The 22,941-nt window shown below is 37.7% G+C and carries 19 protein-coding genes; 8 read left to right on the plus strand and 11 right to left on the minus strand.

Annotation, left to right across the window (positions count from 1 at the left end):
* Positions 1-468 precede the first annotated feature (468 nt).
* Complete coding sequence (locus tag ASG21_RS17915) at positions 469-1,590, plus strand: VWA domain-containing protein (RefSeq protein ID WP_056083938.1); 1,122 nt, start codon at positions 469-471, stop codon at positions 1,588-1,590.
* A 58-nt stretch (positions 1,591-1,648) separates the two neighbouring features.
* Positions 1,649-3,088: a sigma 54-interacting transcriptional regulator gene (locus tag ASG21_RS17920; protein WP_056083941.1), complete on the plus strand. Its 1,440-nt coding sequence runs from the start codon at positions 1,649-1,651 to the stop codon at positions 3,086-3,088.
* Between the two features lie 85 nt (positions 3,089-3,173).
* On the opposite strand, the gene ASG21_RS17925 is transcribed toward ASG21_RS17920, so the two are convergent.
* The 3 genes from ASG21_RS17925 to ASG21_RS17935 form a co-directional block, all read right to left on the minus strand.
* A complete protein-coding gene (locus ASG21_RS17925) occupies positions 3,174-3,638 on the minus strand; it encodes a VanZ family protein (protein ID WP_056083944.1) in 465 nt (154 codons plus the stop codon).
* A 252-nt stretch (positions 3,639-3,890) separates the two neighbouring features.
* Entirely contained in the window at positions 3,891-4,556 is a 666-nt protein-coding gene (locus tag ASG21_RS17930) for a hypothetical protein (protein WP_056083947.1), read from the minus strand.
* Between the two features lie 145 nt (positions 4,557-4,701).
* A complete protein-coding gene (locus ASG21_RS17935; RefSeq protein ID WP_056083950.1) occupies positions 4,702-6,330 on the minus strand; it encodes a carboxyl transferase domain-containing protein in 1,629 nt (542 codons plus the stop codon).
* A gap of 345 nt (positions 6,331-6,675) precedes the next feature.
* Here ASG21_RS17935 and ASG21_RS17940 point away from each other — a divergent pair, with 345 nt between their 5' ends.
* Genes ASG21_RS17940 through ASG21_RS17950 form a run of 3 tightly spaced genes read left to right on the plus strand, consistent with a single transcriptional unit; the run spans position 6,676 to position 9,457 of the window.
* Positions 6,676-7,554 (plus strand): DMT family transporter, encoded by an 879-nt coding sequence (locus ASG21_RS17940; RefSeq protein WP_056083953.1) that lies wholly within the window; start codon positions 6,676-6,678, stop codon positions 7,552-7,554.
* 12 nt (positions 7,555-7,566) lie between these two features.
* Positions 7,567-8,649, plus strand: a complete 1,083-nt coding sequence (locus ASG21_RS17945) for a PorV/PorQ family protein (RefSeq protein ID WP_056083956.1) — start codon at positions 7,567-7,569, stop codon at positions 8,647-8,649.
* 52 nt (positions 8,650-8,701) lie between these two features.
* Entirely contained in the window at positions 8,702-9,457 is a 756-nt protein-coding gene (locus tag ASG21_RS17950) for a hypothetical protein (RefSeq protein ID WP_056083959.1), read from the plus strand.
* Positions 9,458-9,518: 61 nt separating this feature from the next.
* On the opposite strand, the gene uvrC is transcribed toward ASG21_RS17950, so the two are convergent.
* The 3 genes from uvrC to ASG21_RS17965 all read right to left on the minus strand — a co-directional run bounded on the left by uvrC (position 9,519) and on the right by ASG21_RS17965 (position 14,224).
* Positions 9,519-11,312: an excinuclease ABC subunit UvrC gene (gene uvrC, locus ASG21_RS17955; RefSeq protein ID WP_056083962.1), complete on the minus strand. Its 1,794-nt coding sequence runs from the start codon at positions 11,310-11,312 to the stop codon at positions 9,519-9,521.
* 79 nt (positions 11,313-11,391) lie between these two features.
* Positions 11,392-13,212 carry a T9SS type A sorting domain-containing protein gene (locus ASG21_RS17960; protein ID WP_157844538.1) on the minus strand — a complete coding sequence of 607 codons (1,821 nt, stop codon included), beginning with the start codon at positions 13,210-13,212 and terminating at the stop codon, positions 11,392-11,394.
* A 241-nt stretch (positions 13,213-13,453) separates the two neighbouring features.
* Positions 13,454-14,224 carry a hypothetical protein gene (locus ASG21_RS17965; protein ID WP_056083968.1) on the minus strand — a complete coding sequence of 257 codons (771 nt, stop codon included), beginning with the start codon at positions 14,222-14,224 and terminating at the stop codon, positions 13,454-13,456.
* 128 nt (positions 14,225-14,352) lie between these two features.
* Between ASG21_RS17965 and hutH the strand changes: the two genes are divergently transcribed.
* The 3 genes from hutH (at position 14,353) to ASG21_RS17980 (ending at position 17,964) form a co-directional block, all read left to right on the plus strand.
* On the plus strand, positions 14,353-15,843 hold the full coding sequence (hutH, locus tag ASG21_RS17970) for a histidine ammonia-lyase (RefSeq protein ID WP_056083971.1): 1,491 nt from the start codon (positions 14,353-14,355) through the stop codon (positions 15,841-15,843).
* A gap of 10 nt (positions 15,844-15,853) precedes the next feature.
* The gene (locus ASG21_RS17975) at positions 15,854-16,327 is read left to right on the plus strand and encodes a DUF2059 domain-containing protein (RefSeq protein WP_056083974.1); all 474 of its coding nucleotides are present in this window, start codon (positions 15,854-15,856) and stop codon (positions 16,325-16,327) included.
* Positions 16,328-16,470: 143 nt separating this feature from the next.
* On the plus strand, positions 16,471-17,964 hold the full coding sequence (locus ASG21_RS17980) for a S8/S53 family peptidase (protein WP_056083977.1): 1,494 nt from the start codon (positions 16,471-16,473) through the stop codon (positions 17,962-17,964).
* Between the two features lie 50 nt (positions 17,965-18,014).
* Here ASG21_RS17980 and ASG21_RS17985 read toward each other — a convergent pair whose 3' ends face one another.
* From ASG21_RS17985 to ASG21_RS18010, 5 genes are all read right to left on the minus strand, one after another.
* The gene (locus tag ASG21_RS17985) at positions 18,015-19,187 is read right to left on the minus strand and encodes a carboxypeptidase-like regulatory domain-containing protein (RefSeq protein ID WP_056083981.1); all 1,173 of its coding nucleotides are present in this window, start codon (positions 19,185-19,187) and stop codon (positions 18,015-18,017) included.
* Positions 19,188-19,232: 45 nt separating this feature from the next.
* The gene (ygiD, locus tag ASG21_RS17990; protein WP_056083983.1) at positions 19,233-20,057 is read right to left on the minus strand and encodes a 4,5-DOPA dioxygenase extradiol; all 825 of its coding nucleotides are present in this window, start codon (positions 20,055-20,057) and stop codon (positions 19,233-19,235) included.
* Between the two features lie 70 nt (positions 20,058-20,127).
* Positions 20,128-20,640, minus strand: coding sequence for a YceI family protein (locus tag ASG21_RS17995; RefSeq protein WP_056083986.1), 513 nt, complete (start codon positions 20,638-20,640; stop codon positions 20,128-20,130).
* Between the two features lie 807 nt (positions 20,641-21,447).
* Positions 21,448-22,014, minus strand: a complete 567-nt coding sequence (locus ASG21_RS18005) for a hypothetical protein (protein WP_128414355.1) — start codon at positions 22,012-22,014, stop codon at positions 21,448-21,450.
* A 317-nt stretch (positions 22,015-22,331) separates the two neighbouring features.
* Positions 22,332-22,931, minus strand: coding sequence for a hypothetical protein (locus ASG21_RS18010; RefSeq protein WP_056083995.1), 600 nt, complete (start codon positions 22,929-22,931; stop codon positions 22,332-22,334).
* Between the last annotated feature and the right edge of the window lie 10 nt (positions 22,932-22,941).

Genomic DNA, 22,941 nt, shown 5'->3' on the forward strand with positions numbered 1-22,941 from the left:
GGTTAAGGTTAAGGTTAAGGTTAAGATGGGATCTGCGGGATGCGGGTTATAGGTTCAGGCAATTTTGATAAACCAATACCATACACACCGGTCTGGTGTAAAGGCAAAAAATGCTGATCAGGCTTACTCAAGTATAAATCATCAAACATCATTTATCAATCATCATTTATTACACATTATCCATTGCTCATTGCTCATTGCTCATTACCAATTATTCTTGCCATAAGTTTGTTTTAGAAATGCTTTTCCGGCATACAAAATCCCCTAGCCCCGATAGCAGCGGCATCCTTTTTTGCTATTTATGAATTCTGTTTTGATCACGAGCCTTTGGGAAGCAAAAAAGATATAGCGGATAGCGGGAAACAGCTCCTGAAAAAAAACTATTTGAAACAGTTAATTTCTATTAACAAATAAGGAAATAGACTAAATCTTTCGTGATGGTCGTGCTTTATGTCGTAACTTTATATTATGAAAGAAAGAATTGTAAGCGGTTTCAGATTTGGAAACTATACGGCACCGGAATCTTCTGTCTTTGACCGGCTGCTGGAAATCTTTACAGATCTGCTCACCCATACCTCAGGCGATTTTGATGAAGCGATAGACTGGCTCAGGATGCTGGATGAAGAATATAAACTGACAACTCCCGATTACACTATCGAAGATTTTATTGAAGATCTGAAAAAGAAAGGTTACATCAGAGAAGAAATCCGTCCCGACGGAAGCGGAACCGGTATTGGACTAAGTGCAAAAATGGAGCAGAATATCCGTAAACAGGCACTCAACCAAATATTCGGAAATCTTGCTAAGAGTGGAAGTGGAAATCATAAAACCAACAAAAGCGGAACCGGCGAAGACAGCACCGGAGAATTCAGAAATTATACTTTTGGTGATCCGGTAGAGAAGATTTCAATTACTGAAAGTCTGAAAAATGCTCAGATCAATAACGGAATTGGAGATTTTCATCTTACAGAGGACGACCTGATTGTGGAAGACAGCATTCATCAGTCCCAGATGAGTACGGTTTTGATGATTGACATCAGTCACAGTATGATTCTGTACGGAGAAGATAGAATTACTCCCGCTAAAAAAGTTGCTATGGCTCTTGCAGAACTCATCACGACGCGGTATCCGAAAGATACTTTGGATATTATTGTTTTTGGTGATGATGCGTGGCCTGTGAAAATTAAAGAGCTTCCTTATCTGCAGGTTGGGCCTTATCATACCAACACTGTTGCGGGACTTCAGCTGGCAATGGATATTCTCCGCAGAAAAAGAAATACCAATAAACAGATTTTCATGATCACCGACGGAAAGCCGAGTTGTGTACGTGAATCTGACGGTACTTACTACAAAAACTCATTTGGTCTGGACGAGTACGTCGTTCAGAAGTGTTATAACATGGCGGCTCAGGCGAGACGTCTGCATATTCCCGTAACGACGTTTATGATTGCTCAGGATCCTTATCTGCAACATTTTGTAAGTGAGTTTACCGCAGCCAATCAGGGAAAAGCTTTTTATACAGGCTTAAATGGTCTGGGACAGATGATTTTTGAAGATTATGAAAGCAACAGGAAAAAGAGAATTCGTTAATCATTTTTAATGTAAATGAGCATTAAAAATTTCAATATTTAATTAGATTTTAAAAAAGATGACATCAAGACCGGAAATAAATACATTAGGACTACTGAAAACATCAGGCTACACAGTAAAAAGCATTAAAGATGAATTAAGAGACAATTTAAAAAAGAAAATACTCAATAAAAAAAATGTTTTTGAAGGCATTTTTGGATATGAAAATACGGTCATTCCTCAACTGGAACAGGCTATTTTAAGCCGACACAACATTAATCTTCTTGGCTTGCGGGGCCAGGCAAAAACGAGATTAGCGAGAATGATGACGACTTTACTGGACGAGTGGATTCCGTTTGTTGCAGGAAGCGAAATAAACGATGATCCTTTAAACCCAATTTCAAGATTTGCCAAAGAACTTATCGAGGCTGAAGGTGACAACACGCCTATTGAATGGCTTCACCGTGACGAAAGATTTTTCGAGAAACTGGCAACGCCGGACGTGACAGTTGCTGATTTAATTGGTGACGTGGATCCCATCAAAGCTGCCAATTTAAAACTGTCTTATGCTGATGACCGTGTGATTCACTTTGGAATGATACCGAGAGCCAACAGAAGCATATTTGTAATCAACGAACTTCCCGATCTCCAGGCGAGAATACAGGTTTCCCTGTTTAATATTCTGCAGGAAGGTGATGTTCAGATCAGAGGTTTTAAGGTGAGAATGCCTTTGGATATTCAGTTTGTATTTACAGCAAATCCTGAAGATTATACCAACCGTGGAAGTATAGTTACTCCTTTGAAAGACCGTATCGGTTCGCAGATTTTAACGCACTATCCTGAAAATATTCAGACGGCTAAAGAAATTACAAAATATGAATCTTCACTTGACGGGCGTCAGAATGAAATGGTCTATGTTCCTGAATTAGCTAAAGATTTATTGGAACAGATCAATTTTGAAGCAAGAGAAAGCGAATATGTTGATGCCAAAAGTGGTGTAAGTGCAAGAATGAGTATCACAGCTTTTGAAAATCTTTTAAGTACTGCCGAAAGAAGAGCTTTGATCACGGGTGATGAAAAGACATCTGTGCGCCTCAGCGATTTTGTAGGAATCGTTCCTGCAATTACCGGAAAAGTAGAATTGGTCTATGAAGGTGAGCAGGAAGGTGCCGAAGCCATTGCCGAACTGCTGATTGACAATGCAGTACGTACTATATTCGGAATACTTTTCCCGAAAATTGAAAAATTACAGAAAAAAGATGCTGCAACGCCGTACGATCAGGTACTCAACTGGTTTACGGATGATAAAGGTTTTCTTGAAATAACTGATAATTCTTCGGACGAAAATTACATCAGACAGCTGAATCAAATCACGCCACTGGATGACCTGATCAATGAATTCAGACCTGAAACTGATGAGAAAGACCGTCTGTTCTTAAAAGAATTTGTACTTTGGGGACTGGCAGTAAGTAAAAAGCTTAATAAAGAAAGATTCAGAACCGGAGTTTTCTTTTCTTAAGATATTCTGATTTAACATAACAAAAAAGCTTGAGATATTACATTTCAAGCTTTTTTTATAGTAAAAAATAATTTTAAGGTTGTACTTACGCTGTTTTAAGCGTTTTCCTGTCTTCAATAAGTTCAAAATGGAACTTGATATTGGCAATGTTTTTCCACGTTGCATATTTAAATAAAATAAAACCGATACACATTCCGAGCGTGTTGAGAAAAACATCATCAATGTCTGCAACACCTCTTCCGGAAATATACTGGATAGATTCAATTACAGTAATTATTACCAGAAAGAATGCTGTGATCGGAATCAGTGAATTAAATTTCCTGATACACAAACCCAGCCAGCCAAACGGGCTGAACACAAAAACATTTCCGACAATGTTGACTAAAAATGCTTCACTGTCTACATCATCTGTAAAAAAATGCTGTATCGTAATAAATGGCTGCATCTGTAAATATGAAACCTCTGAAGCTTCTCTTCCGGAAGCAAAAAACATCATATAAAGTAAAAAAATCGTATAAAGGCTGATAAAAACCACAAAATATCTTCTCATAACTCAATCGCATCGTTAACTAATTCTAAAAGGTGGTTATTAAGGGTAATTATGAGTTAACAATAATCTTTCCTTTTTCTTTTAAAACGCAATTTTTTATGAATCTTTAAAATTATTTAACATAATATATGAGATTTTAAAGATACAAAGATGCAAATTTTGCTGATGGATAGAGGATTTTAAATTTTAGCAGGATACTTTTTAAAGACTTAACATAATAATTTTAAAAATGATTTAGTCTGAATACGGTGACTATTTTTTTATCTCAGTTTGCTGCTGATAGCTTCCCTGAATATATTTCCGCTGTTCAACTTTTTCGGCTTTTGGAAACCAGAATTTTTCTCCGTAAGTCCGGGTGATTACTGAAAAACAATTTGACGATTTGTTGATGATCTTCACAACAACGGAATTAATGTAGGATGCAGGATTATTGGCAAACTGTGGAATTTTTTCTTCAGATTCCCGGGTAGAACCGTCCGCATAAGTCGCCTGCCAGTAGTAAGAATATTTCTGCGACATTCTGTTTGGGAAAAAGGACATGGTATTTTCATCCACTTTTACATCTTTAAAATCTGAAATTTCTATATCGCACTGTTTTTCTTTTTGCTGAGAAGGATTCTGAATTTCCAAATTTTTTTCGCAATTTGACTTTCCATCAGCAGTTTCTGTTGTCAAATTAATTTTTGCAGTTCCTGCCTTGAGAGCTTTCAGCGTAATTTTTCCTTCTGATGAATTGTGTATGGAGAGAAATTCATCAGAAGAAATATTCCATTTGTAGCAGTCGAGGCATTTTGCAGCCGTGTCAGACATTAATTGTAAACTGTCGCCGACTTTTACTGTTGACGGTCCAAGAATCTGGCACTGCGCCGGAAGCAGGAGGCTCGCTGCAGTAAGGATTAAGATTAGTAAAGATTTCATAGTTTTCAGTTTAGTTTTAATTTTTAAAATTTACCCAGTGAGGTATTGATGATTCACACAGCAAAAATCATACATTTAAAAATCAAATCAAACAAAAAAGCCTTACAGTTACGTAAGGCTTCCACACAAAATTATTTTTCAGTAATCAAACCTGAATTACACCCAAGTTAAATTTCTCAGTAATCGGAGAGTGATCTGCTGCTTCAATACCCATCGAAATCCATTTTCTGGTGTCAACCGGGTTGATGATGGCATCTGTCCATAATCGTGAAGCTGCATAAGTTGCTTCAGTCTGTTTCTGATATTTTTTTGTAATAGAATCGAGGATTTCTTTGTGCTCTTCTGCGGTAATTTCTTTTCCCTGTTTTTTCAAAGTAGATTCCTGGATCTGGGCTAAAACCTTGGCTGCCTGAGAACCTCCCATTACTGCAAGATCTGCCCATGGCCAGGCGACAATTAATCTCGGATCGTAAGCTTTTCCACACATCGCATAATTTCCGGCACCGTAGGAATTTCCTGTAATAATCGTGAATTTTGGCACTACAGAATTGGAAACAGCGTTTACCATTTTAGCTCCGTCTTTAATGATTCCGCCGTGCTCTGATTTTGAACCAACCATAAATCCTGTTACGTCCTGTAAAAAGATTAAAGGAATTTTTCTTTGATTGCAGTTCGCAATAAATCTGGTTGCCTTATCTGCTGAATCAGAATAAATCACGCCACCGAACTGCATTTCACCTTTGCCGCTTTTTACCAGTTTTCTCTGGTTGGCAACGATTCCTACAGACCATCCGTCGACTCTTGCGGTTGCGCAGATAATTGTTTTTCCGTAATCCGGTTTGTATTCTTCGAATTCAGAATTGTCTACAAGGCATTTGATGATTTCCAGAGTATCATATTGATCTGCTCTCGAAACAGGCATAATTCCGAAAATGTTTTCAATATTTTCTTTCGGTGGGAAACTTTCAATTCTGTCGAAGCCTGCTTTGTCGTAGCTTCCGACAGATTTCATAATATTTTTGATTCTGTCTAAAGCATCTTTATCGTCTTTTGCTTTATAATCAGTCACCCCAGAAATAGAGCAGTGTGTTGTTGCACCACCTAAAGTTTCATTATCGATTGTTTCACCAATCGCAGCTTTTACCAGATAGCTTCCTGCCAGGAAAATAGATCCTGTTTTGTCAACAATCATTGCTTCGTCACTCATAATCGGAAGGTAAGCACCACCAGCAACGCAACTTCCCATTACCGCAGAAATCTGGATAATTCCGGCAGCGCTCATTTTAGCATTGTTCCTGAAAATTCTCCCGAACATTTCTTTATCAGGGAAAATCTCATCCTGCATTGGCAGATAAACTCCGGCAGAATCTACAAGATATATGATTGGAAGTCTGTTTTCCATGGCGATTTCCTGAGCTCTCAGGTTTTTCTTTCCTGTAATCGGGAACCAGGCTCCGGCTTTTACAGAAGCGTCGTTGGCCACAACCAAACACTGCTTTCCTGCAACATAGCCCATCACCACCACAACGCCGCCACTCGGGCATCCGCCGTGTTCTTCGTACATTTCATATCCGGCAAAACCACCTATCTCTATAGAATCAGAATCTTTATCCAGAAGATATTCAATTCTTTCTCTGGCGGTCATCTTTCCTTCATCACGTAACTTCTGCAGTCGTTTTTCGCCACCACCCTTTTTTATTTCTTTAAAAATTCTGTTGATTTCGGAAAGTTTGAGTTTATTTTGATCTTCTCTTTTATTGAATTCTAAATCCATTAAATTTTATTTTATTGCGTTTTTAAATATACTACTTTTAGATAAATGAGATAAATAAGAATTTTTAGTTATTAAATATGTGGTATTCAGAAAATTATGAAATTTTTAACTATGCACCTCTTTGATTTTGGCAATACTTTTGCTAATTTTACAGTAGAGATAAACGGGATAACATCTTTGTTTACGCTCTAAGTTCCTAGTTTATTTTTTTAATAGTTTATTATTTGAAGGCCCTGAAAGTTTCATAGATTTTCAGGGTTTTTTTGTGCGCATACTTTCGAAAAGTTTTATACCCAATCAGCCTATCTAATTCGTACTTTTGCTGTGTTTAATTTATCAGAATACATGAAGCAACAGGCTCTTTTCAGGCTGCATTTTATCGTTTTTCTATGGGGTTTTACAGCGATTTTAGGAAAACTGATTACTTCGTCTGCTCCCGTGCTTGTATTTTACAGGATGCTTTTTGCTGCCTTTTTTCTGTATCTGTATTTAAGAATATTTAAGAAAGAAAGCATTAAAATTTCAAAAAAGCTATTTTTTCAGCTTGCAGGAATTGGTTTTGCTATGGCGCTGCACTGGTACTGTTTTTTTTATTCCATTAAAGTTTCGAATGTTTCCATCGCTCTGAGTTGTCTTTCATTATCAACGTTGTTCGCTTCTATAATGGAGCCGATTATTTTTAAAAGGAAAATTGATTTGACCGAGGTCATCATGGGAACCGTAATCGTAGCATGTATTCTTCTCATTTTTAAAACAGAATTCCAATACAAAGAAGGTATTTTTTACGGGATTCTATGTGCCGTTTTTGGGACTATATTTTCGGTTTTTAATGGTAAGATGTTCGGCAAAACCAGTTCGGGAAACATTATTTTTTATGAAATTTTTTCCGGATGGTTTATTTTAATGATTATTTATCTGGTTACAGGTCAGTTTTTTACTTTAAATGAAATAAATTTGCGTGATATTGCGTTAATAGTCTTGCTGGCAAGCGGGTTTACGGCCTTTCCAATGCTCGAATCTGTGAAGCTGATGAAATATATTTCGCCATTTACCTTAATTTTAACAGTAAATTTAGAACCGGTCTACGGAATTATATTAGCTTTTTTTATCTTTGGAGAATCAGAGCACATGAGTTCAGTATTTTACGTGGCCTCACTGGTAATGATTTTAGCCATTGTGGTGAACGGTTTTATAAAAGCAAAAAAACAAAAACAACTCAAATAAGCATCAATTTATATGATGAAAAAATATTTTTTACTGGTTTTCTCATTGGCATTTGGGATTTCTCAGGCACAGATTGTAAGAAAATATTCCAACGAATTCCTGAATATCGGCGCAGGTGCGAGAGGTTTAGGTATGGGTGGAGCTGTCATCTCCAATCAGGACGACGTCTATTCACCAATGTGGAATCCCGCGGGACTTTTGGGTATTCAGAAAGACTGGCAGGGAGCAGCGATGCACGCAGAGTATTTCGAATCCATAGCGAAATATGATTATTTAGCGTATGCTAAAGTTTTAGAAAACGGTGTATTCGGAGTTTCAGTCGTAAGGTTGGGGGTTGATAATATTTTAAATACAACACAGTTAATCGATGCTGAAGGAAATATTGATTATGACAAAATCACCCAGTTTTCTCAGTCAGACTACGCCGGAATTTTATCCTACGCATTCCGTCCCGGAGGAAGCGAAAATCTTGACGTCGGTGTGAATGCCAAAATTGTTTACAGAAATGTAGGAAAATTTGCCAGCGGATACGGTTTCGGATTTGATGTGGGAGCAATCTACAAATTAGACAGCGGTTATAAAATCGGTGCAATGTTGAGAGACGCGACTACTACAGTCAACTTCTGGAATGTAAATCAAAAAGAATTGTCAACAGTGGTGAATGGGGAAGAATTTAACCCTGCACCGACCGATAAAATGGAATTAACGATGCCTAAATTAAATATGGGCGTCAGTAAAAATTTCGCCATCAATAATACAATGTATATTCTTCCGGAAGCAGGAATCAATGTAGATTTTGCTAAGACGGCAGCTTTGCTATCAACGGATTTTGCAAGTATTACACCGTATGCCGGAGCAGAATTTGGTTATCAGAAAATGATTTTTGTCCGTTTGGGGGTCAACAGATTTCAGTCGATTACAGACATTGAAGACTTGAGCAGAAAAGTTTCTTTCCAGCCGAGTGCGGGTATTGGTATACGCTACAGAGGTCTGACTTTGGATTACGCCATCAGCAATTCAGGAATTGGAGCATCTAATTTTTACTCGAATTTCTTTTCTTTAAAGCTTGACATCGGAGAATTCAGAAACGACTAATCTGCTTTTGGCCATATGCTGATGTAGAAATAATGTAAATTAAATTTAGAAAATGAAAAAATTAGCCATTGCTTTTTCAATGCTGAGCTTTACTGCAATTTTTGCACAGAAAGTTTCAGATTATCAATATATCTCTCTTGCTGAGAAATTTGAAGGTTTTAAAGAGAGCAATTATGGTTTGGATAAAGCTTTAATTAAATCTTTAAACTCAAAAAAATATATTGTTTTACCTGCTAACCGAAACGAATGGCCTGCAGCAGCCATGCAGAATCCGTGTAACGTTCTTCTCGCAGATGTAGAGAATGACAGCGGAATGCTGAGAAATAAAGTTATTGTAAAGTTTAAAGACTGCAACAACAAGGTGATTGCTACCCAAAAAGGAGCGTCGTCTATCAAGGAATTTGAGGCAGGTTTTCAGGATGCTTTGAAGCAGGCGATGACTACTATCCCAACATCAGTTCCGGTGGAGAATTCTTTGGTTCAATCTTCGGTAAGTAACAACAGTATGCCCGAAATGACGACAAGAGAAGTAGTGTTAGAAGATACAAAGCCAGCTTCAGGAGCGGAGATGTACACCAATCAGAATATTAAATTCCAGAAAATTAAACTGAATGATAAACAGTTTATATTGGCTGATAAAAGTTCAACACCTTTTGCAACCTTTACAGCAACGACCCGAAATGATATTTTCAGAGTAAAACTGCAGAACGGAAGCGATACCATTGCTTATTTGGAAAATGGAAATATCGTAATTGAACTTCCCGTTTCTGATAATTCTTATATGAAACAGACTTTCAAAAAAGACTAAAATCTAAATAAAAATGCCCGATTCTTCAATGAACCGGGCATTTTTTTATATCTAAAAATTTTTATTCATTATTAAAATATGCGTAGACAAATTTCGCTTTCGATTTTCCTAAAATTTCCTCCAGAGTTTCAAGACTGGCTTCTTTTATTCTCTTTACAGATTTCAGTTTAGACAAAAGCAATTCGATCGTTTTACCACCTACACCAGGAATTTCCTCCAATTCCGTTTTGATAGTTGAGTTTTTTCGGCGTGTTCTGTGATGTCTTACTCCAAAACGGTGGGCTTCGTCCCGAACCTGTTGTAAAATTTTCAGCGTTTCAGATTTTTTATCTAAATACAATGGAATGGGGTCTTCAGGAAAAAAAATTTCCTCGAGCCTTTTCGCTATTCCGACGATGGTAATTTTGCCATACAGCCCGAGAAGTTTTAAACTTTTCACAGCGGAAGAGAGTTGCCCTTTTCCACCGTCAATAAGGATCAGTTGAGGCAGAGTTTCGCCTTCATCCAGCATTCTTTTGTAGCGGCGGTAGATGACTTCTTCCATCGTTTTAAAATCATCAGGTCCAACAACAGTTTTTGGGTGAAAAATTCTGTAATCTGCCTTACTGGCTTTGCCATTTTTAAAAACCACACACGCAGAAACGGGATTTGTTCCCTGAATGTTTGAGTTATCAAAACCTTCAATATGTCTTGGTTCAACCGGCATTCGCAACAGCTTCTGCATTTCAGCCATAATTCTGTTGGAATGTCTTTCAGGATCAACAATCTGAACCTGCTTTAATTTTTCAATTCTGTATTCTTTGGCATTTTTCTCTGAAAGTTCAACGATTCTCTTTTTGTCGCCAACCTTCGGAACGATCAGTTTTACATTCGGTATTTCTACAGATAAATGGAAGGGAAGAAGAACTTCTTTTGAATCAGAATCAAACTTCTGACGGATTTCAATCAAAGCTTCCTCCATAATTTCTTCATCCGTTTCCTCAAGCATTTTCTTGATTTCGGTGGTAAAACTCTGGATAATATTTCCGTTTCTGATTTTAAAATAATTCACGTAAGCCGCCGTTTCATCACTCGTCATCGCAAAAACATCCACATCATCAATGTTTGGATTTACAACCGTATGTTTCGACTGATAATCTTCCAGAATATGAAGTCTTTCCTTGATCTGCTGAGCGTTTTCAAACTGAAGATTCGAGGCATATTTTGTCATCTGATTCACAAGATATTCCCTTGCAAGACGGAAATCTCCCTTTACAATTCCACGGATGGCATCGATTTTTTCGTCATAATCCTGTTTGCTTTCCAGTCCTTCACACGGGCCTTCGCAGTTTTTGATGTGATATTCCAGACAGACTTTATATTTGCCCTCATCAATCTTAGACGGAGCTAAATTTAAATTGCAGGTACGGAGTTTATAAATATGCTTAATCGTATCCAGCAAAATCTTTGCGGGACGTACTTTTGCATATGGACCGTAGTATTCTGAGCCGTCCTTGATTTTGGTTCTGGTCAGAAAAATCCTTGGAAAATTTTCATTTTTAATACAGATCCAGGGGTAGGTCTTATCGTCTTTCAACATGATGTTGTAAAACGGCTGATGTTCTTTTATCAGATTGTTTTCCAGTAAAAGTGCATCGTATTCGCTGTTTACGATAGTGGTTTCCAGACGGTTAATCTTCCCGACCATGATTCTGGTACGGTATCCGGAAAGTGTTTTGTTGAAATAGGAGAGTACTCTTTTCTTTAAATTTTTTGCTTTTCCTACATACAGAAGATTTTCGTTTTTATCGTAATACCGATAAACGCCTGGTTCTGATGGTAAAGTTTTAAGCTGTAGTTCTAAAGAAGGATTCATAAGACAAAATTAAGCAATTTAAAGAACAAAAAAAGCCGCAGAAATTTCTGCAGCTTTGTAAAATTGTCTTTTTACAAAATTATTTTACAATCATTTTAAAATTCTTAGAAAACTCTTTTCCCGCAGAAACCTGAAGAGAATATGTTCCTGTCTGTAATCTTCCCTGATAATTAAAAATCTGCTTTTGTTCTCCATTCATTTTCTGGGTGTAAAGCAATCTTCCGGACATATCAAAAATGTTTAGATTAAAATCCTTTTTTCTTAAAATATGACCTTCAACAGTGAAAATACCGTTGTTGGGATTATCGTACAGCACAAGGTCTTGCAGTGCCGGATTTTCTGAAGTAGATAATACTTTTCGGTTGAATTTTGCAATGTAACCATTTAACACATTAGGTACACCGGTTGGCTGAATTGCTCCCGTGGAGGAAATCCCTATGGTAGATCTTGTGGTTCCGTACACATAGAAAGTGTCAGCATTAAATACTGAAATGCTTAAGCTTGGTGGAAAACCAGGCTGTGCTCCCGCTCCTCCATAGTAAGAAGACCATTCTCGCGATCCGTCACTGTTGAATTTAGCAAAGAATAAATAGTTGTGTGCCACATGGGTTGGTCCGGAATAGGGTGGTGGGCTGGAAAGATGTTCTCCCGGTGTTGCCAGATTGTCAGGTGCAACACTGTTAGGCGCAACGGTTTGAACCCCCGTAAGGTAGATATCTCTTCCATACACCGAAAGGCTGTTGTTGTTAAATGACGATATATCATCCGAGCTGCTCCCGAAATAAGTGCTCCATTCTCTACCGCCATCGTGGTTGAATTTCGTAAGATAAATATCACCGCTTCCCAAAGGTGTGGTCTGGAAACTTCCCGGTGTGCTGAAATAAGTATTGTTACTGCCGGTGAGATCAAAGATGTCTCCAGCGACATACAGCCCTGTGTCATTTACAGCAATACCTGAATTTAAATTTAAAAAATTGATGCCTGCAGGTCCATAGTAGGTTCCCCAGATTCGGCTTCCATCAGCAGCATTCAGTTTGGTAATCGATAAATTTGTTTTCAGGGTTTGAAAAGCATTGGTGGTAGCCATTTGCGTTAAAGCTGGATCGTCGTCATCGCCTCCTGTGAGGTATAGATTTCCGTTGTAATATTTTATTCTCTGGATTTGTGCAGGAAAATAGGTTGCCCAAACCAATTGTCCGGAGGAGTTGAGCTTTGCGATATAGGAATTTGACATTACGTTTCCGTTGTTGTCATATCTGATGACAAAAGAAGGTTGAAAAGATCCTGCGGTACCTATATTCTGATTAAGTGTTGTACCAATGATGAATGTGTTTCCGGAACTGTCATGGTTTATTTCATTAATAGAAGTATTTAGTGATGGTAAAAAGGTTTTCCACTGTAAAACTCCGGTATTGCTGTATTTTGATAATAAAATCTTATTTGCCCCTGCAGCAGCAGCTGTTGGAAACCATGTTCCTGCAGTTCCCGTTACACCTGTAATTCCTGTACTTGAGAACTGATAGGCAAATCTTTCTCCTGTATTATTAAAAGACATATTTGGCGCGTCAAAAGAAAGCGAATTGCCTACATAACCGGAAGATACGGCTGCGCCGGAAGGATTGATAATCCCTGTTAAAATATTAGATGCCTTTGTGATGTCATATCCTGCACCCGAAGTAGCAAACTGATTATAATAAGAAGCCTGGTAAGCACTATTGGTTTGCGTGCTTCCCAATAAGTTGATATTGTTACTGGAGTCAAACTGTAAAGTATTCAGAGTAGCATTGCCAAAAAAAGTATCTACCGGCCCATAATAGGTTCCCCATTCTCGTACAAACTCTTGAGCATTAAGCTGGATATAGCTCAATACAATATATAAAAAAAGGAATTTTCTTTTCATGCGATACATTTTGATTTGGTTGATGAATGTAATTTTATCTGAAAATCTACTGCTAATCAGATTTTTTGTGTAAAAATATAAAAAATAAACAGTTTTTTGTCATTATGTTGTGATATTTTATAAAATTGCTATGAATTTCACTTTTAATTTTCAGGAAAACTCAGACTGTAGAAGGTTGACCTTATAGTAAAAAAAAAGCTGCAGAAATTTCTACAGCTTTAGTATTTGTTTTAATTATATTTTACCCGTTGCTCATTTCAGTATATTCATAAACAAGAAAGCTGAAAAAGCCCCACTCAACAGATTTTTTAGGGTATTTTTTCATAAATTCTGCGTTGTCTCCGAAAAGAAAATCGTAGTTATCATCAAAATCATCTTTATGAAGCCACATTATTTTATCTCCTTTTTTTACATAATAAGATTTGACCACTCCGGCATTGCTTCCCAGTCTAGGTCCCATCCCGATATATGAACCACCAACTTCTTTCGCTCTTGGATCATGGTAAACGGTTATGATATCGTTAAATCCTGGATTAACGGTCTGCATTAGAAATTCCATATCATCCTTTTTATTTTTCAGAGAAACGGTCTGATTTACAAACTGTATTCTGTCATCGGTGAATGTTTTATTGATTTTATGGGTATTCATGCTTCTTACATTGCTGTAGTGTTTTGCAGCTTTAAAAATTTTCTCAAATTTTGAAGGGTAAATATACATCTCACTTATTTTCTCTGCATTAAATCTTCCAGGTTTTTTTGTAGCACTGTCTTTAATGGAAATTTCGTAGATCTGACCTTTTTTCATTTCAATATCATCGCAATATCCTTTATGAATGCTTCCATCTTTTAAAATAAGCGTTGATATTTTTTTAGGTGACGGCCCGGAAAATCCTTCGTTAAAAAGGTACTGTTCCATTTTTTTTACCTGATCTTTGGTGTATTTTACCTTCTCCTGTGCGAAGGCAGAAATGCTCATTACGGAAAGAGCTAATAGTAAAGCTTTAATTTTCATGGAAATAAGTTTTATTTTAAAGCGGTAAAAATATAAAATTTATTGTTGTTGCGGTGAATTATTTTATGCAATTTCAAAGCGTTTCCAGTTCGCTTCAAAATGTGTATTTTTAGCCAAATTTTTTTAGAATGATATACGGTATAGATACTTTCAGTTTCCATGATGTTCTGGAAATCTGTAAGACTCCAAATAAAGCTATGCTCAGCGAAGCGGCAAAAAATCAGATCATCAAATCTCAGAATAATGTTAAGCAGATCGTTGAGTCTGATCAGTGTGTTTATGGGATCAATACTGGATTCGGGCCACTTTGTGATACGAAAATTTCTGCTGAAGAGACGGCACAGCTTCAGTTTAATTTGATCATTTCTCACGCAGTAGGTGTAGGAAAACCGATTGATAAAGAATTTTCAAAAATCATGATGATTGCGAAAGTTCATGCCTTGTCTAAAGGCTTTTCGGGCGTTTCTCTGGAAGTGATCGAAAGATTTATTTTAATGCTTGAAAAAGACATTATTCCGGTTGTACCGGAGCAGGGTTCTGTAGGGGCTTCAGGAGATTTGGCGCCTTTGTCTCACTTGGTTTTACCTCTTTTAGGACTCGGACAGGTTTGGGTAGGAAACGAAATCTTCGAAACTGCTGAAATATTAGAGAAAAACAATCTTGAACCCTTAGTTTTAGGACCTAAAGAAGGTTTGGGATTGATTAACGGAACTCAGTTTATCCTGGCTCATGCCATTAAAGGTTTAGAAAAATTCGAATACCTTCTGGATCTTGCGGATATGACTGCCGCGATGAGTCTTGAGGCATACAGAGGATCGGCAAGTCCGTTCAAAAAAGAACTTCACGACATCAGACCTTTTGAAGGAAGTAAAAAGGTTGCAGCAAGAATGCTGAAATTTTTAAAGAATTCAGATAACCTGAAAGCGCATGAATATTGCGACAGAGTGCAGGATCCTTATTCCATGAGATGTGTTCCTCAAGTTCACGGGGCGAGCAGAAATGCTTTCGAACATTTAAAGCTACTTACCGAAATAGAATTGAATTCTGTAACAGACAATCCAATTGTTCTGAGTGCTGAAGAATCTATTTCCGGAGGAAATTTCCACGGACAGTTATTGGCAATGCCTTTGGATTACGCGACTCTGGCGGCGGCTGAGCTTGGGAATATTTCAGACAGAAGAAGTTATTTATTATTGGAAGGGAAATACGGGTTGCCAAGATTATTAACCGAAAGTTCAGGTTTAAATTCAGGATTTATGATCCCGCAATATACCGGAGCGGCTTTGGTTACGGAGAACAAAACACTTTGCTTTCCGGCATCGGCAGATTCTATCCCAACGAGTTTAGGTCAGGAAGATCATGTTTCGATGGGAAGTATTTCAGGAAGAAAATTCAATCAGGTTTTAGGGAATTTAGTTAATATTTTAGCAGTTGAACTGATGTTTGCTGCACAGGGATTGGAATTCAGAAGACCGGCGAAATGCTCGAAGATTATTGAAGAAAACCACGCCATTCTCCGTTCAAAGGTTGCCAAACTGGAAGATGACAGGTTAATTGGAAAAGATATGTTGGCAATCGCTCAATTGATTAATGAGAGGAAATTTGTAGTTAATTTTTAAAACATAGAAGATGAAAAAAATTACTATCTGTTGCGCCCTTATTCTTGGGATTTTTGCCTTTGGTCAGAATTCAAAAGAATTGAAAGTGAGGGAATTGATGACATTAACTGGTGCGGGAAATATTGGTGTGGACTCTTCAAAAAGAATTGCCGATGCTTTCAAAGAAGTTTATCCTAATATTTCTGAAGAATTTTGGAATGAGTTTTCAAAAGAAATAAAAGCATCAGATTTGGAAGATCTAATTGTTCCAATTTATTTAAAATATTATTCAGAAGAAGATTTAAATAATCTTATTTCATTTTATAGAACGCCAATTGGTAAAAAAATAATAGCGTCCACACCCTTAATAATGAAAGAAAGCAGTGAGGCTGGAATGAAATGGGGCAAAGAAATAGGACAAAAGATTCTGAAAAAATTAGAAGCTGAAGATTCTTCAGTTAGAGTTGAATTGCCACCTTCACCAATGAAAATGCCTTCAAAATGATGTAAGGTAACAAAATTTACATCTTTGTACTCAATTTAAGCTTCCAATCCGGAAGCTTTTTTTTGTTTAAATTTAATTTCAACCTTCTGTCTTTCAGTATAAATTAATAACTTGGCTTCACCAAACATTTTAAAATTTTATACATGAAAACAAAAGTATTTTGCATGCTTGTGGCGTTTTTGGCTTTCACATCATGCAGTCAGGACGAGTTGCAGACTAATCCTGCAGAAATGCAGATTACACAGACAGATCCGCTTACCGCAAAACAAATCAATGAGAAAATCAACGAAACCATCAAAACCGGAAAACGTTTTTCATGGAAAGAATCGTCAGATCATTTTGTCTGGAGCGGTATTTTTCAGGGAAATAAACTGGCATCGATCGGTTTTGGGAATTCTTTCGACCGAAGCGAAACTCCCGACAGCAAAGAGATTGAAAACATGATTCTGCAGACTATTGAAAAATATGAGGGCAAAAAAGACAGAATTTTACTGTCATCAGACGAGTTTTTAAATCAGATTGACGTCGTTCTTGAAAAGCAGGAAACTGTAATTGCTTTAAGAAAATTAAAACAAATCCGTTATCTTGAGCCAGCAGACTACCGTTATTTTGAAAATGAAAATAAATTCAGTGGTGCTGCAAAATCAAGTTCATCTTCAGGTTGTGGGTATGAATCTTTAGCATTAAATGCAGCAGACTATACAACTGTAACGCCAAATGCAAAAGCACCCTGGTCATTTGCAAAACACAACATCACAAACGCGTGGAGCTACAGCACGGGAGCAGGAGTGACGATTGGTTTGATTGATTCCGGAGTTTCTTCCAACCAGACCTTGTTGGGAAGCAGCTTCAATAACGGGAATTCTTCCGGACGAACCATCAGCAAAAACGGAGTTTATGTAGATTCAGTGTGGCCGTGGAGTACAGGTTTCGATGGTTCAGACGACAAGTGTGGTCACGGAACGAGCATGGCTTCGGCGATGGCAGCACCGAGAAATAATCAGGGACAGCCCGTTGGTGTGGCTTACAATGCAAACTTGATTTCTTACCGTGCCGCTTCGAATGTAGTTTTGGATGGCTATCACGAGCAGAATGGCGTGAAAACAGCGTTTACCAATCTTGGAAATACAGCAAGCGTTAAGATCATCTCCATGTCGATGGGACATGTTTTCTCGGTAGGAAAAATTGAAGACGGTGTGAAATATGCCTATTCAAAAGGAAAACTCATCTTCTGTGCTGGCGGAACTTCCACAAGCTTCACAACGTTCGTCGGTGTGATTTTCCCGGCCTGGATGCCAGAGACACAAGCAGTGACGGGCGTGAAAGAAAATACATCCAATCAGAAGTGTGACGTTTGCCATTCGGGTGAGGAGATTGATTTTACCTACCAGATGGAAAGAGCTTCGGGAAGCAATATTCCGGTGTTAAGTTATTACAATGGACAAACAGATTACGTGGGCGGTTCATCAGTCGCAACAGCTTCCACTGCGGGAATTGCGGCTTTGGTCTGGTCTAAAAATCCTTCATGGACGAGAGATCAGGTTTTAAATAAAATGAGACAGTCGGCAACATACTACCCAACAAAAAATGCAGATTACGGGTATGGAAATATCAATGTATTGCAGGCAGTTCAGTAAAATATAACGATTTGTAAAATGAAAGCTTCCGTTCTGGAAGCTTTTTGCGTTTAGTCCCCTAATTCATAATCTAAAGGCAGCAGATTTTCAATTTTATTGTTTGCAAATTCGCCCTGATTGGTAAGCATTCCGGGATTTGAAGTGTTTCCGTCGCTGCTGATTTCAAAAGTTTCACCCTCGGGATGCAGATATGAGGTCTGAACAATAGGGTTTTTTGTTTTTACAAACTGACCTTTTCTGTATTCGTAAAAATATTTTTTGAAGTTAATTTGCATCATATAATCATAATCTAGAATCAGTTTTCCATCTGTATTTTTTGTATAGTCTGTTTCAGGAATACGCATCTTCGTGATAGCGATTTTGTAGGCAGGTTCTGTACGTTTTCTGCCTGCAATGTCAGAAATGTCAGACGGTATGCTTAAGATTGCCTGTTTACTTTTTAGGCTTGCAGTATAATCATTCAACTTTTGAAGTTCTGCTGGTGTAGGGTATTTTTCATTTGGAAATTTCGTTATCTGATTGACAATAAAGCCTTCTGATTCTACTTTTTTAGCAAAAACACTCCTGAAAAAGTGAACCTGACTTCCATCGAAGGCATTCATTCTGTTGAGCTTCATTTTTGCGTTGTTCTTTGTCACAGTAAAAAAGCTGGTTCCGTAAAATCTTGTGGTATGATGATCAAATTCAGACACAAATTCCACCAGATTATATTGAATTGTATATCCAAGGTTTTTATTTTCAATGATTAAAGTCTGGGGAGCTTTTACACGGAGAATTTTATTTTCAGAATCGTAGGCAAACTTCAGTGTTCTCTGATTTTTAATCTTAACGTTTTCGTGGTCCATACCGATGAAAGCATTCAGAAAATGACCGATGTAGCGTTTGTATGTTGCTTCGGTGTAAGGAATTATTTTTACTTCTTCAATATTTCTGGCTTTAAGAAGACCTACTTTCAAAGTTTTATTTAAAACTTCTGAAACATTGACAGTATAAGTGTCGAAATTTTCTTTCTGAAAAACCAAAACTCCATTTTTACTGTTCGGAATGTTCAGGCTGAAACTTCCGTCCGCAGCCGAGGTAGTTGCAGTGGTAGTTCCGTCAAGATAAATGCTTACCTGAGGAATTGGTTTGTCTAAATCATTTACAACAGTTCCTTTAACGGTCTGTGCGAATGAGATAGAGAATGGCAGAATAATCAGTAAAAGTAATAGAGTTTTCTTCATAGAATACAATAATACTCTTTTTTGTGTGATTAAAAAAGAAGAATTTTATCCAATTCTCACGCTCGTCATGCTGAGCGATCCCGCAATTAATTCATCATTGAAAAGTTTGAGATCTTCTGATTTTTCTTTTAAACCTAAAGTGTAAAGCAACGGATAATAATGATCGGGAGTAGGGATTGCATATTCCAGGGATGTTCCGTGACTTCTGTAATCGATAAGATTCTGGAAATTTCCGTCAGTAAGCCAGTTGTTGGTTTTTTCTCTTGCTTCTATCGCCCAGTCCCAGCCGGCTCCAATGGTATTGATGTTTTTCCAGTCCACCATTCTCAGGTTGTGAACAATATTTCCGCTTCCGATAATCAGAATTCCTTTCTCTCTGAGTTTTGAAAGTCTTTTGCCTAAATCAAAATGATATTGAGGAGGCTTGTTATAGTCAATACTCATCTGAATTACAGGAATATCTGCATTGGGATACATATGTTTAATGACCGACCACGCGCCATGATCAAGACCCCAGCTGTGATCTTCTTCAGCAACCGGATTCAGAATGCTGATCACTTCCTCAGCCAGTTCCGGATTTCCGTGAGCAGGATACTGCACGTCAAATAATGCCTGCGGAAAACCTCCGAAATCGTGAATGGTTTTCGGCATTTCCATAGCCGTCACAAAAGTTCCTCCGGTCAGCCAGTGAGCCGAAATACAGAGAATTGCATTCGGTTTCTCAATTTCTGCAGCTGCTTTTCTGAATCCCTGTACAAACTGATTTTCCTCGACCGCATTCATCGGCGAGCCATGCCCAAGAAAGAGGGCAGGCATCTTCTGGGAAGATTTAAAACCGCTGCTGATATTTTCGAGATCGTGAAGATTCACAGTGTAAGAAATAGGAAACCTTCAAGGTTTTAAAAACCTTGAAGGTTTGAATTTTTGAGATTAAAAAGTATTAAGCCTGTTTCACAAATTGAAGCTCACCGGCAATTTTCACTTCTTCGCTTACCATTACACCTCCTGCTTCAAGAGCTGCATTCCAGTTCAGACCGAAATCCTTTCTGTTGATTTTAGTTTCAAAAGAAAAACCTGCTTTAGTATTTCCCCATGGGTCAACATTTACACCACCGAACTCCACGTTCAGAACAACAGGTTTTGTAACGCCGTTTACGGTAAGATTTCCTTCCACTTCGTCATTCAGAGAAGAAGATTCGAAGGTGATGGTTGGGTTGGCTTCTGCATTGAAGAATTCTGCAGATTTCAGGTGATTGTCTCTGTCGGTGTTGTTGGTGAAGATAGAATCTACGTCGATTGTAGCATTCACTTTTGCGTTTTTGAAAGTGTCGTCATCAGCATCAATTTCTGCATTAAAACTTTTAAACTGACCTTTGATGTTTGAGATCATCATGTGTTTTACTTTAAAAGTAACTTCGCTGTGTGTTGGGTCAAGGTTCCATTTTGTAGACATAATATTTTGATTTTTAATTGTTATTTTATGAAGCAAATTTAGGGCAAGACTCATTTTCCGTCCATTGATTTAGGATAAGAAATCTAATTTTAATAAAAATTTAACCTCAAAAATCTATAAACTCCTTCAAAACAATCATCCATCATCCATCAGCCATTACTCATTACTCATTTTTTTTTGGGAGCTGTTTCGTGCTATCCGCTCATACTCCTCGCGCCACCGCTGATGCCCGGGCTTGCTGTGGGGTAACCGCTGCTATCACGGCTAGGTGCTGTTTTAGAAATGGAACTGAGTCATTATAAAAGAATGTATTTTAAGAAACCATCCCGTCAAAAATTCTCTCGGATTTCACAATCGGTACTTCAATATTCACTGTTTATTTAATTGATCCGGCGAATCCCGTTACCCGATTTCCAGCGGAGGGTAATTTTTATACATACGTTCTTGAGATATAATTCTGTTTGAATATTAATTTGAAGTAAAAAATGTGAAAAAACATCAAAGTCCATCAATACAGGTCCCTGCACCCCTACAAGAGTTTTGCCGGTAAGCTGGAAAGTCTGTTGTACCTTAGCAACGACCTTTCCGGTAATTGAGAAAGTTTCCTGCACCGGTGATAAGGTTTCCGGTAAAAAAATGCGGAGATGCTCAGAATTTTCAACGAAAAAGTCCCACCGTGAGGCAGGACAAAAAATTAAGCGAACTAACTTTTTTTCTTTTTTTTCTTCCTTACAAATGTAGAAGGTTTCATAAAGATCTCATTCAGTATAAATACGTAATTTAATTTTTAATATTCGGAGATGCAGGTTATTTAATCAGTGGTAAAATTTTGTTCTCAAGCATCTTTTTAGAATTCTGCCAGTCTTTGTTATAATCTTTCCAGTTGGTCACGTAGAGTATTGTTCCAGTCCGGTCAATCAGGATGAATTTGCCATAATCGTTAATCATTTCATTGTGTTGGGGCGTAATTTCGATTGCAAGGGTCTTATTTCGCTTCCCTGTCCTCGTACCGTAAATTTCATCTTTTAAAACTCCAAATTTCACATTTTCAGATATGGATTTAATAAAATTGATGGCATTGACGAGTCTTTTGTCCTCTTCAGATTCTACAAGTACCACAAATAGATTTACCTTTCCGGTTTTTTCAAGTTCCACGGCATCGGGAAAGTGCAGCCGGCAGGGAGCGCACCATGAAGCCAGTGTATAAAAAATGGTGTAAGGTTTATCAGAATTTTTAGCAAGACAGATCATATCGTTCCTGTCAAACTTCAGTGCATCCGAGGCGTCCGATTTCTGAAGATTACAATTTGATATGTTCTGACCAGAAAGGCTGACGGAAATAAAAAGAAGCAGCAGATAGATGTTTTTGTTCATTTTAAACTTTAAAAAAATAGGTGATAAGATTTGATTCAAATTTAACCGGTACTGAATAAGAATTTGTAGGTCTGAATTCAAATACATGATCAGCTCAATTCAGTTCAAAATTAAAAGCTTTATTAGTAATATGCAATTAAAAGTGTGTCTTCTTTACTAAGATTTAACCTTAAACAGTTACGATTTAAAATTTCTTTTATGCTGTTGTAAAAAATGGTTTTTTGTTAACTAAAGCTAAAAAAACTGATTTGAATTTAAAAAAAAGGGCTGCCGGAAATAAATCCGGCAGCCCTCGCTTTGGTGTGAAAAAAATAAACCTAAGGTTTCCAGAAAGACCATACTTTACCATTATAAACAGCAATCTGCTTGGTAACGGTATCATAGGCCATAGTTCCTGGTTCAGGGTTAATAATGTTGAGATGCGGACTCGCTACTTTTGGAAGTATCATCGCCTGATTGGTATTCTCCAAAACCAGAATTCCCGGCGGAGTTCCTGATGAAGAAGGGCCAATATTTACTTTCGCATCCAGAAATTCACTGACGTTTGGGGCATCCTGCAAAGCGGTTGAAACTACGCCTGTAGTATCAAAACTGGTATTGGCACCCACTGTGGTAACTTCATTTTTTGAAAGTGCAAAATAAGAATTGGTACCGTTTTTCAACTTTACAACCTTATCACTCACATCGTAAAAGAAAGTTCCTGCTACAGAATTTGTAACAGCCGCAGCTGAGGTCACGTAGGGAAGTATTATGCCTTTTCCCAACTGTGGGCCGGCATAATCGCCAAACTCCAGTGAGATTGATGGGTTCGGAGTAGTGGTTGCAGGTAAAGGCGTTACAGATGCTTTCCCGATTGCGATCTGTGCAAATGCGAATTGCGCTGCACAGATCATTAATATACTGATTGATTTTTTCATGTTGTTGAAT

This window comes from Chryseobacterium sp. Leaf394, from assembly GCF_001424105.1.
Classification (GTDB): domain Bacteria; phylum Bacteroidota; class Bacteroidia; order Flavobacteriales; family Weeksellaceae; genus Chryseobacterium.

Excerpts from the sequence above, each read along its gene's own strand:
- ASG21_RS17965 (WP_056083968.1), bottom strand. The coding sequence starts at position 14,224 with ATGAAAATTAAAGCTTTACTATTAGCTCTTTCCGTAATGAGCATTTCT.
- ASG21_RS17935 (WP_056083950.1), bottom strand. The coding sequence starts at position 6,330 with ATGGATTTAGAATTCAATAAAAGAGAAGATCAAAATAAACTCAAACTT.
- uvrC (WP_056083962.1), bottom strand. The coding sequence starts at position 11,312 with ATGAATCCTTCTTTAGAACTACAGCTTAAAACTTTACCATCAGAACCA.
- ASG21_RS17960 (WP_157844538.1), bottom strand. The coding sequence starts at position 13,212 with ATGAAAAGAAAATTCCTTTTTTTATATATTGTATTGAGCTATATCCAG.
- ASG21_RS17975 (WP_056083974.1), top strand. The coding sequence starts at position 15,854 with ATGAAAAAAATTACTATCTGTTGCGCCCTTATTCTTGGGATTTTTGCC.
- ASG21_RS17945 (WP_056083956.1), top strand. The coding sequence starts at position 7,567 with ATGATGAAAAAATATTTTTTACTGGTTTTCTCATTGGCATTTGGGATT.
- ASG21_RS17950 (WP_056083959.1), top strand. The coding sequence starts at position 8,702 with ATGAAAAAATTAGCCATTGCTTTTTCAATGCTGAGCTTTACTGCAATT.
- ASG21_RS17915 (WP_056083938.1), top strand. The coding sequence starts at position 469 with ATGAAAGAAAGAATTGTAAGCGGTTTCAGATTTGGAAACTATACGGCA.
- ASG21_RS17925 (WP_056083944.1), bottom strand. The coding sequence starts at position 3,638 with ATGAGAAGATATTTTGTGGTTTTTATCAGCCTTTATACGATTTTTTTA.
- ASG21_RS17920 (WP_056083941.1), top strand. The coding sequence starts at position 1,649 with ATGACATCAAGACCGGAAATAAATACATTAGGACTACTGAAAACATCA.
- ASG21_RS17995 (WP_056083986.1), bottom strand. The coding sequence starts at position 20,640 with ATGTCTACAAAATGGAACCTTGACCCAACACACAGCGAAGTTACTTTT.
- ASG21_RS17930 (WP_056083947.1), bottom strand. The coding sequence starts at position 4,556 with ATGAAATCTTTACTAATCTTAATCCTTACTGCAGCGAGCCTCCTGCTT.
- ASG21_RS17940 (WP_056083953.1), top strand. The coding sequence starts at position 6,676 with ATGAAGCAACAGGCTCTTTTCAGGCTGCATTTTATCGTTTTTCTATGG.
- hutH (WP_056083971.1), top strand. The coding sequence starts at position 14,353 with ATGATATACGGTATAGATACTTTCAGTTTCCATGATGTTCTGGAAATC.
- ASG21_RS17980 (WP_056083977.1), top strand. The coding sequence starts at position 16,471 with ATGAAAACAAAAGTATTTTGCATGCTTGTGGCGTTTTTGGCTTTCACA.
- ASG21_RS17985 (WP_056083981.1), bottom strand. The coding sequence starts at position 19,187 with ATGAAGAAAACTCTATTACTTTTACTGATTATTCTGCCATTCTCTATC.
- ASG21_RS18005 (WP_128414355.1), bottom strand. The coding sequence starts at position 22,014 with ATGAACAAAAACATCTATCTGCTGCTTCTTTTTATTTCCGTCAGCCTT.
- ASG21_RS18010 (WP_056083995.1), bottom strand. The coding sequence starts at position 22,931 with ATGAAAAAATCAATCAGTATATTAATGATCTGTGCAGCGCAATTCGCA.